General features: G+C 69.1%; 10 protein-coding genes. 2 read left to right on the forward strand and 8 right to left on the reverse strand.

Going from position 1 to position 9,234, the window contains the following annotated elements; genetic code table 11:
* Positions 1-175: TetR family transcriptional regulator (locus A5780_RS21570; RefSeq protein WP_156769594.1), on the reverse strand; the 175-nt coding region annotated here is incomplete at its 3' end.
* A 91-nt stretch (positions 176-266) separates the two neighbouring features.
* Here A5780_RS21570 and A5780_RS21575 point away from each other — a divergent pair.
* Positions 267-728, forward strand: coding sequence for a nuclear transport factor 2 family protein (locus tag A5780_RS21575; RefSeq protein ID WP_064909413.1), 462 nt, complete (start codon positions 267-269; stop codon positions 726-728).
* 13 nt (positions 729-741) lie between these two features.
* Here the strand turns inward: A5780_RS21575 and A5780_RS21580 are convergent, their stop codons facing one another.
* The 4 genes from A5780_RS21580 to A5780_RS21595 form a co-directional block, all read right to left on the reverse strand.
* Positions 742-1,671, reverse strand: a complete 930-nt coding sequence (locus tag A5780_RS21580; protein ID WP_064909414.1) for a D-isomer specific 2-hydroxyacid dehydrogenase family protein — start codon at positions 1,669-1,671, stop codon at positions 742-744.
* Positions 1,668-2,639 (reverse strand): non-homologous end-joining DNA ligase, encoded by a 972-nt coding sequence (ligD, locus tag A5780_RS21585; RefSeq protein ID WP_063015487.1) that lies wholly within the window; start codon positions 2,637-2,639, stop codon positions 1,668-1,670. Before ligD ends, A5780_RS21580 begins: the two co-directional genes overlap by 4 nt.
* 57 nt (positions 2,640-2,696) lie before the next feature.
* Positions 2,697-4,811: an ATP-dependent DNA helicase RecQ gene (locus tag A5780_RS21590; protein WP_064902933.1), complete on the reverse strand. Its 2,115-nt coding sequence runs from the start codon at positions 4,809-4,811 to the stop codon at positions 2,697-2,699.
* Positions 4,812-4,926: 115 nt separating this feature from the next.
* Positions 4,927-5,814: an alpha/beta fold hydrolase gene (locus A5780_RS21595; RefSeq protein ID WP_064909415.1), complete on the reverse strand. Its 888-nt coding sequence runs from the start codon at positions 5,812-5,814 to the stop codon at positions 4,927-4,929.
* Between the two features lie 149 nt (positions 5,815-5,963).
* Between A5780_RS21595 and A5780_RS21600 the strand changes: the two genes are divergently transcribed.
* Positions 5,964-6,443 carry a hypothetical protein gene (locus A5780_RS21600; protein ID WP_030512770.1) on the forward strand — a complete coding sequence of 160 codons (480 nt, stop codon included), beginning with the start codon at positions 5,964-5,966 and terminating at the stop codon, positions 6,441-6,443.
* A 49-nt stretch (positions 6,444-6,492) separates the two neighbouring features.
* Here A5780_RS21600 and A5780_RS21605 read toward each other — a convergent pair whose 3' ends face one another.
* The 3 genes from A5780_RS21605 to A5780_RS21615 all read right to left on the reverse strand — a co-directional run.
* Positions 6,493-7,716, reverse strand: a complete 1,224-nt coding sequence (locus A5780_RS21605; protein ID WP_063015490.1) for an RtcB family protein — start codon at positions 7,714-7,716, stop codon at positions 6,493-6,495.
* 136 nt (positions 7,717-7,852) lie between these two features.
* On the reverse strand, positions 7,853-8,800 hold the full coding sequence (locus A5780_RS21610; protein WP_104364533.1) for an alpha/beta hydrolase: 948 nt from the start codon (positions 8,798-8,800) through the stop codon (positions 7,853-7,855).
* A gap of 43 nt (positions 8,801-8,843) precedes the next feature.
* Positions 8,844-9,234, reverse strand: a 391-nt coding sequence (locus tag A5780_RS21615) for an SDR family NAD(P)-dependent oxidoreductase (RefSeq protein WP_156769595.1), incomplete at its 5' end; no start/stop codon positions are given.

The raw sequence follows: 9,234 nt of genomic DNA on the forward strand, positions 1-9,234 counted from the left end.
GGTACTCCTTGGTGGGGAACATGGAGTAGATCCGCTTCAGCGACAGGCCGGACACTTCGCGGATCCGGTCCATGCCCACCGCCTGCACGCCGTGCGCGTACATCAACCGCTCGGCGGCGTCGAGCAGCGCCGTGCGGTCGGAGGCATTGCGTTCGGCGCTGAGCGCGGCGGGCATGGACCGGACTCCCTTGACATCGAGAACGTACGTTCCCTACTGTAACGCATCGGTGGAGAATGAACGTTCTCCGTTGAAAGGCAGGAATCCGATGTCCGAAACACGCCCGCCCTATCCGCCGTTCACCCTGGAAACCGCCGCACAGAAGGTGCAGGCGGCCGAGGATGCGTGGAACACCCGCGACCCGCAGCGGGTCGCGCTCGCGTACACCCCCGACTCGGCCTGGCGGAACCGGGACCAATTCATCACCGGCCGGGAGCAGATCGTCGAATTCCTGACCGCGAAATGGGAACGCGAACTCGGCTACGCGCTGCGCAAGAGCCTGTGGGGCTTCCGCGGAAACCGCATGGCCGTCCGGTTCCAGTACGAATGGCACGACCGTACCGGTCAGTGGTGGCGCAGCTACGGCAACGAGTTGTGGGAATTCACCGATCACGGGTTGATGGCACGCCGGGAGGCGAGCATCAACGACGTGCCCATCACCGAGGCCGAACGCCGGATATTCGGTCCGCGCCCGGCCGAGGAGCACGGGGTCGACATTCCCCTGCGGTAGCCATCGGCGGTGATCAGTAACCGGCGGCCGGATCGATTCGGGCGATGAGCTCACGTCCTTGCGCGAAGCGGCGGACGTTCTCGGCGACGTGTTCGGCGAACGCGGCCGTCCGCAGCTGCGGCGGGTTGGAATCGTGCGGGGTGATGATCACATTCGGGAGGTCCCAGAGCGGATGGCCATCGGGGAGCGGTTCGGGATCGGTCACGTCCAGGCCCGCGCCGCCGATGGCGCCCTGCCGCAGTGCGGCGACCAGAGCCTCGGTGTCGATGAGCGAGCCACGGGCGACATTGACCACCCACGAATGCGGTTTCAACTGGGCGAGTTCGTCTTTGCCGATCAGGTGCCGGGTGCCGTCGGTGGCGGGGGCGGCGACGACCACGTGATCGGCGCGAGCCCACACCTCCGAAAGCCGCTCCGCCGGAATCGTGTCCGCCACATTGGGAGCCTCGATCGGCCGGCCGGAGCGGCTGACGGCGATCACCCGGGCCCCGAACGGCTCCAGCATGGCGATGACCTCGCGACCGATACCGCCCGCGCCGACCACCGCGACGGTCGCCCCGCGCAGGGTCCCGATATGGGGGAAGAATTCGCCCTGCCGCCAGCTGTGGGCGCGGATATGTTCCGGCAGATACCGCACACCGGCGAGCAGCAGCGCCATCGTGCCCTCGGCAACACTTTTCGCGAAAGCACCCGCGGCCGAGGTGAACACCACATTCGGGCAGCGTTCGAAGATGCCGGCGGCGAAGAACTCCTCGACCCCGGCGGAGTACAGCTGCACCCATTCGATCGATGCGGGCAGGTCGGGGAATCCGTTCGGACCGCCGTCCCACACCAGCGCCCTGGCCTCACCCAGCTCCGCGAGTTGTGCTCCCGCGCCGGTGATCGCCTGTGCCACAAGGTCGTCGGTTATCGGTGCCAGTGCGATGCGGGGTGCGCCCGTCATGCCTCGTGTGCTCCTTCGTCCTCGTCGAGGTCCACCTCGACCCGGTCGCGGTCCGCCCATTCCAGCAGCGTATTCAGGTCGAAGACCGCGTCGTCGATGCCCGCGTGCAGATCGCCGACTTCGGCGTAGCGGGCGGGGACGGTGTTGATCGTGAAGTCGTTCGGTTCGATATCGGGAATCTCGTTCCACCGCACCGGGGTCGAGACGGTCGCGGCCGCATTCCCGCGCACCGAGTAGGCGGCGGCGATGGTGTGATCGCGGGCGTTCTGGTTGTAGTCGACGAACAGCAGTGCCGGATCGCGGTCGCGGCGCCACCACGTCGTGGTCACATCATCGGGGGCGCGGCGCTCCACCTCCTGCGCGAAGGCCAGCGCGGCGCGGCGCACCTGCTGGAAGCCGTGCTCGGGGGCGATGCGCACGTAGATGTGCAGGCCGTGTCCGCCGGAGGTTTTGGGCCAGCCGACCGCGCCCAGCTCGTCGAGAACCTCGTGCGCGACCTCCGCGACGCGCTGAACCCGCGACCACGGGCAATCCGGCATCGGATCCAGATCGATGCGCCATTCGTCCGGCTTCTCGGTGTCGAAGCGGCGCGAATTCCACGGATGGAACTCCACCGTCGACATCTGCACCGCCCAGATCACGTCCGCCAGTTCCCGCACGCACAGTTCGTCCGCATACCGGTTGTAGCGCGGAAAGTGCACGCGCACGGTCGGAATCCAGTCCGGCGCCCCCGCCGGCAGCCGCTTCTGATGTACCTTCCCGCCCGGCAATCCCTTCGGGAAGCGGTGCAGCATGCACGGCCGGTCCCGCAGGGCGTTGACGATCCCGTCGCCGACGCTCAGGTAGTACTGCACCAGATCGAGTTTCGTCGCCCCGAGTTCCGGGAAGTACACCCGATCGGGATTCGACACCCGCACCGTATGCTCGCCGACCGTCAACTCCACCGCCGGCGTCGACTTACTGGTCACCGGATCGACGATAGTGGGTGATCGATCGCCGGGCACTGTACGCGCCGCGTGCGGGCCTCACGTCGGGGTCGCCAGGGCGAAGGGGAGGACGGCGGGGGCGCCGGCGTGGCGGAGGGTGCGGGCCGCGAGGGTGAGGGTCCAGCCGGTGTCGGTGTGGGTGTCGACCAGCAGGACGGGAGTGTCGAGCCCGGTGAGGTCGGGGGTTTCCCACGAGTCGAACAGGGCTGCGACGCGGTGGGCGGAGTTGGCCGCCGACACCGGTGGCCGGTCGGGCCGGGTGTGCAGGACCCCGAGGTCGGTGAGACGGCCGATGCGCGCCAGGCGGGCGGCCAGGTCGGCGGCCAGCGCGGGATGCGTCGCCGATTGCAGTGCCATCACCGCTCCGGGGCGCTGCGTCCAATTCCATTCGCGCAGAACGGCGATGCAGGCGTCGACGATGTGGTCGGGTGCGGGGCCGTCGGGGGCGTCGAGCAGCGTTCGCAGGCGCTGGCCCCACCCCAGATCGCTGAGCCGGCCCAGCACCCGGCCCACCTCGGGGCCGTCGGAAATTTTGCCGGACAACGGAACTCCCAGCTTCGACAGCCCGGTCGGCCATTGCTTGCGGGGGAGCAGATCGATTCCGGGCCGGTCCAGCCGGGCGCGGATGGTGGCCACCTCGGCGGCGTCGACCGAGACGTCGAAACGGCGACCGGTGCAGTTGTCGCAGCGACCACACCCGGGCGCGTCCGGGGCGAGGCCCGGATCGTCGAGTTGGCGGCGCAGGAAGTTCATCCGGCACTCGGTGGTGCTCTGATACTCGAGCATGGCGTTCTGTTCCGCTTCGCGCGCCCGGTCGAGGCGCTCGTAGCGTTCGGTGTCGTAGGTCCACGGTTGCCCGGTGGCCAGCCAGCCGCCGCGCACCCGCCGCACGGCGCCGTCCACATCCAGCACCTTGAGCACCATCTCCAACCGCGACCGGCTCAGTTCCACCAGCGGTTCGAGGGCCACCGTGGACAGGGGCCGTTCGTAGTCCAGCGCGGCCAGCACCGACCGCACCACCTGCTCCCGCGGAAAGGCCACGGAGGCAAAGTAATTCCAGATCCGCCGGTCCTCGGGACCGGGCAACAGGATGACCTCCGCGCGGTTGGAAGGGCCGGAACCGCTCGCGACCAGTCCGCGTCCGGCGCGGCCGACCTGCTGGTAGTAGGCGATGGGGGAGGAGGGGGCGCCGACGTGGACCACGAAGCCGAGGTCGGGTTTGTCGAAACCCATGCCGAGCGCCGACGTGGCGACCAGCGCCTTGACGTCGTTGTCCAGCAGGGCCTGTTCGAGGGTTTCGCGTTCCCCGGGTTCGGTGCGGCCGGTGTAGGCCGCAACGGGGTAGCCGTGGTCGGCGAGGACGTCGGCCAAGTCGTGGGCGGCCGCGACGGTGAGGGTGTAGATGATTCCGGAGCCGGGCAGCTCGCCCAGTTGCCGGCTGAGCCAGGTGGTGCGCTGGACGGCGTCGTCGATCCGCACGACGGACAGATGCAGCGACTCCCGGTCCAGGGTGCCGCGCAACACCAGGGTGTCGGTGCCGATCTGCGTGGCGACGTCGGTGACCACGCGGTCGTTGGCGGTCGCGGTGGTCGCCAGCACCGGGATGTCCTCGCCGAGGTCGGCGATCAGGGTGCGGATGCGGCGGTAGTCGGGGCGGAAATCGTGGCCCCAGTCGGAGATGCAGTGCGCCTCGTCGACCACGACCAGGCCGGCGTCGGCGGCCAGTTTGGGCAGCACCGAATCGCGGAAATCGGGATTGTTCAACCGTTCCGGACTGACGAGCAGCACATCGACCTCACCGGCGGCGACCCGCTGATGGATCTCGTCCCATTCGGTGACGTTGCCGGAGTTGATCGTCTCCGCGATCACGCCCGCCCGGCGCGCGGCGGCGACCTGGTTGCGCATCAACGCCAGCAGCGGTGACACGATCACCGTCGGCCCGCGCCCCTGCGACCGCAGCAACCGGGCGGCGATGAAGTACACCGCCGATTTGCCCCAGCCGGTGCGCTGGACGACGAGCGCCCGCCGCCGCTGGACGACCAGCGCTTCGATGGCCGTCCACTGATCCTCGCGCAGCCGCGCCTCGGGCCCGGCCAGCTCGCGCAGCAGGGATTCGGCGGATTCGCGCAGCTCGGTGGTAGTCACGCGCTCCATCGTGCCCGACCCCTCCGACACCTGGCCACCATCCGGCTACAGCCGCACCCCGTGCCCGGAAACTCGGTCCGAGAACCGGCCGGCCTGGCGGAGGACCGCCCGGTCGCGGCGATATCTAACCGGTTTCGGCGGCCAGCGCCAGCAGCCGGTCCCGGACGAGGTCCGGTCGCTCCTCCGGGATGAAATGCCCGCAGCCGTGGACATATTCGACGGTGTAGTCGTCGGCCCGCGCGGTCTCCGCGGCCGCCAGCGCCGGGTGGATGGCCGCGTCGCCGGTGCCGAACAGCGCCCGGATCGGGATCGTCGCGCGGCGGCGTTCCGGATGGCGGGCGGCGGGAAGTTCCCGCAACCAGAAGGTGCGGTAGGTGTCGGTGGCCGCGCGGGCCACCGCCGGATCGCGGAACCGCTCGCCGTAGATCCGGGCGAGTTCCGGGGTGAACGTGCGCCGGGCCTCGGCGTCGAGCCGCAACAGGCGATCGACGAACGGCGTGTACCGCTGCAACGGCACGCCGAATGTGGCCACGAGCGGCTGGTACATCAGGAAGCGCCACGCATGCGGCGCGAAGGTCTTGGCGGTGATCCACGGGTGCGCGATATTGAGCGGCAGATAGCCCTCGAACCGCTCCGGCTCCCGCAGCACCATCAGGAATCCGACGAACCCGCCCCAGTCGTGACCGCCGAGCAGCAGCCGGGACAGTTCGAGCTCGTCCACCAGCGCCAGCAGATCGGAGGCGACGTCCTCCTTGGCCCAGCGATGCGGAGGTGGTCCGGACCATCCGTACCCCGGCAGATCCGGGGCGATGAGGCGCAGCCCGGCGGGAGGATCGGCGAGCAGATGCCGATAGGCGTAGTGGTGCTGAGGCCATCCGTGCAGCAGCAGCACCGGCCGGCCGTCGGGCACACCGGCCTCGGTGACGTGGAATCGCACGCCGCGGGCCTCGATGAAACTGCGGCGCACTCCGGGAATTTCGGGCGGTCGGGCAGATCCGGATGTCGAGGGCATAGCCGATGCTAACCATCGGCAACCCGGGACCGCCACGCCACGAACGTTTTCCGCCCGGCGTCGGGCATTTTCGGCCGCGAGGCAGGACAATGAGGGCGATCGGACTGCGAGGTCCACTGGCATGCGCGGGAATGCGGGAGGAACGGGCGATGGCCAAGAAGTTCGAATCACCTGCGGATTGGGCCCCACCGGGGGCGCAGTTCCAAAGCCGCGGTGTCACCAGCCGGACCCTCTCGGGCGTGTTGTTCGGGCTGATCGTGACGCCCATCGGAATCGCGTTCGCCGCCAAGGGGGGAGCCGATATCCGGTACTGGGTCATCGTCGGTGCGGTGACCGATCGCTGGACCGCGGCGCTGGAGATCTTCGGCGGTTCCCTGCTCTTGTTGTTCGTCGCCGCGATGGCAGCCTTCTCGCCGGTCGGCACGATCGTGGCCAGTCTGGTGTGGGGGATCTTCCCCGGTGTGCTGCATCTGCTGTACCCGGACGACACCTTCCGCCTGATCGGCGACCTCCCCTTCACCGACGCCACGATGCAGGTGGCGCTGCACTCCTGGGTGACCTACGGCTTCGCCCTCATCTCGGGCATGATGCTGCTGGGCGCGGGCATGGTCGGAGTGCTGCGCAAATGACTCCGGTCGTTCCGGCATGCCGACCCGGCATGCCGGAACGAATCCGCATTCAGCCCTTCACGCACAGCACCTGACGCAGCGTCGCGACCACGTCGACCAGATCGCTCTGCGCCGCGATCACGGTGTCGATGTCCTTGTAGGCCGCGGGGATCTCGTCGATCACCCCGGCGTCCTTGCGCGACTCCACGCCGTCGGTCTGCGCGATCAGATCCGCGACGGTGAACTGCCGTTTGGCCGCATTGCGGCTCATGCGGCGGCCCGCACCGTGCGATGCGGACTGGAACGAGGCGGGATTTCCCTTGCCCCGCACCACATACGAGCGGGTACCCATGGATCCGGGGATCAGAGCGAGGTCACCGGCCCCGGCCCGCACCGCGCCCTTGCGGGTCACCAGCATCGGCATGCCGTCGATGATCTCTTCCGACACGTAGTTGTGGTGGCAGGAGATGGGCTCGTCGAAACGTACTGCCAGCGAATCGAATTCGTCACGCACCGCACCACACACCAGGTCGAGCATCACCGCCCGATTGCGCGCCGCGTACTCCTGCGCCCAGGTGAGGTCGCGCCGGTAGGCATCCATTTCCGGTGTGCCGGAAAGGAATACCGCCAGATCGCGATCCGGCAGGTCCCGGTTCTGCGGCAGGGTGCGTGCCACGGCGATATGCCGCTCCGCCAGTTCCTTGCCGATATTGCGGCTTCCGGAGTGCAGCAGAATCCACACGCGCTGTTCGGTGTCGAGGCAGACCTCGATGAAGTGGTTGCCGCCGCCGAGGGTGCCCATCTGCTTGTGCGCCTTGGACTCTCGCTGCTGCACCGCCGGGTCGAGATCGCCGAACCGGCTCCAGAACGCGGACCATCCGGCCCGCAGCGTGGCGCCGGTCGCCCGGCGGCCGTGCACGTCCATCTGCAGGCGGGTGACCTTCACCGGCTCCTTGTGCGCGTTGAATCCGACCGGAACGGCCGCCTCGATGCGCGAACGCAGCGAATGCAGATCGTCCGGCAGATCGGAGGCGGTCAGCGAGGTCGCGACCGCTTCCATCCCGCAGCCGATGTCGACGCCGACTGCGGCCGGGGCGACGGCGTCCTTCATGGCGATGACGGACCCGACCGTGGCTCCCTTACCGAGATGCACGTCGGGCATCACGCGGACGCCGTAGACCCATTCCAGTTGGGCGAGGGTGCGCAGCTGCTGCAGCGCGGCCGGCTCGACCTCGTGCTCGTGGGCCCACATGAGCGTCTGCGCCTTGGTGCCGCGCAGCTCGACGGGAAACATGATCCGATCCTTTCGTGAACGAACTCTCCCTGTTCACGGTAGGGATCTCGGGGCGAGGACGCACTCGAATATTCGATCGGTTGCCCGCCGCGGGCGACCGCGCGTCAGCCCATCGGCCGGAACCTCCGCTGGACGGTCACGGCGTGCTCCCTGCGCGCAGCGCGAACGCCCGGCGCAGTGCCGTGAAGGCGCGTTCGTTCGCGGTGGCGGTGTCGGGCAGCACATCGCCCATGGTCATGAAGCCGTGGAACATGCCCTCGTAGCGGTGCACCTCGACCGGGACACCGGCCGCGGCCAGGTGTGCGCCGTAGGCCTCGCCCTCGTCGCGCAGTGGGTCGTACTCCGCGGTGGCGATATGCGCCGGCGGCAGCCCGGCCGGATCCGCCAGCAGGGGCGCCGCGTACGGGTCGGTGCCGTCGGCATCGCCGAGGTACTGCTCCCAGTACCAGCGCAGATGATCGTCGGTGACGAAATAGCCCTGTGCGTTGTCCCGGTACGACGCGCCGGCGCGCGTCGGGTCCAGCATCGGATACATCAGCAGCTGCGCTGCCACCGCCGGGCCGCCCAGATCGCGCGCCATCAGGGCCGCGACCGCCGCCAGATTGGCGCCCGCGCTGTCCCCGGCCACGGCGATCCGGGTGGGGTCGCCGCCGTATTGCGCGATGGCCGCGCCGATCCAGCACAGCACGGCGTACGCGTCCTGTGCGGCGGCCGGGAACCGATGTTCCGGGGCTTGCCGGTAATCCACCGAAACCACCAGTGCGCCGGTCTCGTTCGCCATCGTCCGGCAGAACTGATCGTGGCTGTCGAGACTGCAGATCACGAAGCCACCACCATGGCAGAACAGCACGACCGGCAGCGGCTCGGCGCCACCCCGCGGGGTGTACACCCGCACCGGGATGTCGACCTCACCAGGGCCCGGGACGGTCGAATCCCGCACCGTCGCAACCGGAATCGGCACAACCGGCGCCGCGGGGCGAGACGCGAGCTGTCGCCGGGCCTGGACCGCGTCGAGCACTTCGGTCCCGAGCTTGGGAAACGCGGCGGTCGCCGCATCGACCACCGCGCGTGTATGCGGCGTCATCGGCATGGGCTACCGCCCGTCGCCGCGTAAGCGTTCGGCCTGCTCACGGTGCCTCCTGCGGTTCCGGAGGCATGAACTTTCCGGCGGCGAGTCCGCCGTCGACGGTGACTTCCGCGCCGGTGACATACGACGATGCGTCCGAGGCGAGGAAGGCGACCAGCTCCGCGACCTCCTCCGGCACGCCGGTGCGCTGCAGCGGCAGGGTCGGGAAGCTGCCGGGACCGGTGGTCAGATACGGGACCATCGGGGTCGCGATCGGGCCGGGGTGGACGGAGTTGACGCGAATTCCCTTGGGCCCCAGTTCGAGTGCCGCGGTCTTGGTGAGACCGCGCAGCCCCCATTTGGAGCTGCCGTACGCGGAGTGGCCCATCAGCCCCTCGAGCCCGGCCTGTGACGAGATGTTCACGATCGACCCGCCCGCCCCGGACATCGGC

The organism is Nocardia sp. 852002-20019_SCH5090214 (genome assembly GCF_001665865.1).
Classification (GTDB): domain Bacteria; phylum Actinomycetota; class Actinomycetes; order Mycobacteriales; family Mycobacteriaceae; genus Nocardia; species Nocardia nova.

Coding starts and splice junctions, on each gene's coding strand:
- A5780_RS21580 (WP_064909414.1), bottom strand. CDS start 1,671: ATGACGGGCGCACCCCGCATCGCACTGGCACCGATAACCGACGACCTT.
- A5780_RS21610 (WP_104364533.1), bottom strand. CDS start 8,800: ATGACGCCGCATACACGCGCGGTGGTCGATGCGGCGACCGCCGCGTTT.
- A5780_RS21575 (WP_064909413.1), top strand. CDS start 267: ATGTCCGAAACACGCCCGCCCTATCCGCCGTTCACCCTGGAAACCGCC.
- A5780_RS21600 (WP_030512770.1), top strand. CDS start 5,964: ATGGCCAAGAAGTTCGAATCACCTGCGGATTGGGCCCCACCGGGGGCG.
- A5780_RS21590 (WP_064902933.1), bottom strand. CDS start 4,811: ATGGAGCGCGTGACTACCACCGAGCTGCGCGAATCCGCCGAATCCCTG.
- A5780_RS21605 (WP_063015490.1), bottom strand. CDS start 7,716: ATGTTTCCCGTCGAGCTGCGCGGCACCAAGGCGCAGACGCTCATGTGG.
- A5780_RS21595 (WP_064909415.1), bottom strand. CDS start 5,814: ATGCCCTCGACATCCGGATCTGCCCGACCGCCCGAAATTCCCGGAGTG.